This window comes from Streptomyces sp. 8K308 (assembly GCF_004348315.1).
Lineage (GTDB): Bacteria > Actinomycetota > Actinomycetes > Streptomycetales > Streptomycetaceae > Streptomyces.
The window spans coordinates 1-1,294 of the sequence record NZ_SMKC01000631.1 but is presented as its reverse complement, the minus strand read 5'-3'; the positions used below and the strand labels follow the sequence as shown (position 1 = coordinate 1,294).

The following is a 1,294-nucleotide window of genomic DNA, read 5'->3' as shown; positions in this document are numbered from 1 at the left end:
CGCGTGGACAACCCGTACGTCGGCGCCGACGTGTACGTGAACCCGGAGTGGTCGGCCCGCGCGGCCGCCGAGCCGGGCGGTTCCGCGATCGCCGACGAGCCGACCGGCGTCTGGATGGACCGGATCGCCGCCATCAACGGCGTCAACGGCGGCATGGGCCTGCGCGACCACCTCGACGAGGCCGTGGAACAGGCCGGCGGTTCGCCGCTGGTGTTCCAGGTCGTGATCTACAACCTGCCGGGCCGTGACTGCGCGGCGCTCGCCTCCAACGGCGAGCTCGGCCCGACGGAGATCGACCGCTACAAGACCGAGTACATCGATGTGATCGCCGACATCCTGCGGGAGTACGAGGACGAGGCGAACCTGCGGGTCTCCGCGGTCATCGAGATCGACTCGCTGCCGAACCTCGTCACCAACGTCAGCCCGCGGCCCACCGCGACGCCGCAGTGCGACACGATGAGGTCCAACGGAAACTACGTCGAGGGCGTCTCCTACGCGCTCTCCGAGCTCGGCTCGATCGGCAACGTCTACAACTACATCGACGCGGGCCACTACGGCTGGATCGGCTGGGACGACAACTTCGGCGCCTCGGCCGACCTGTTCTACCAGACCGCCACCCACGGCGAGGCCACGGTCGAGGACGTGCACGGCTTCATCGTGAACACGGCCAACTACGGCCCCACGACCGAACCGCACTACTCCATCAACGACTCGATCAACGGCACCCCGGTCCGGCAGTCGAGCTGGGTGGACTGGAACCGCTACGTCGACAACCAGTCCTTCGCGCAGGCCTTCCGCCAGGAGCTCATCGGCAACGGCTTCAACTCCGGCATCGGCATGCTGATCGACACCTCCCGCAACGGCTGGGGCGGCCCTGACCGGCCCACAGGACCCGGTCCGCGCACCGACGTGAACGCCTACGTCGAGGGCAGCCGCGTCGACGGCCGCATCCACGTCGGCAACTGGTGCAACCAGTCCGGCGCCGGCCTCGGCGAGCGCCCGACCGCCGCCCCCGCCTCCGGCATCGACGCCTACGTGTGGATCAAGCCCCCGGGCGAGTCCGACGGCGCCAGCCGGGAGATCCCCAACGACGAGGGCAAGGGCTTCGACCAGATGTGCGACCCGACCTACCAGGGCAACCCCCGCAACAACCACAACCCCTCGGGTGCACTCGCGGATGCCCCGCTCTCCGGCCACTGGTTCTCCGCCCAGTTCCAGGAGCTCCTGGCCAACGCCTACCCGCCCCTGTAAGCCGGTAGGAACACCGAACCACCCCTGAAGGTGAGGGGCCAGG

1 protein-coding gene is annotated in these 1,294 nt (G+C 68.9%); it reads left to right on the top strand.

Going from position 1 to position 1,294, the window contains the following annotated elements; translation table 11 throughout:
• On the top strand, positions 1–1,251 hold a 1,251-nt coding region (locus E1265_RS36295; protein WP_132935185.1), incomplete at its 5' end, for a glycoside hydrolase family 6 protein.
• Positions 1,252–1,294 lie beyond the last annotated feature (43 nt).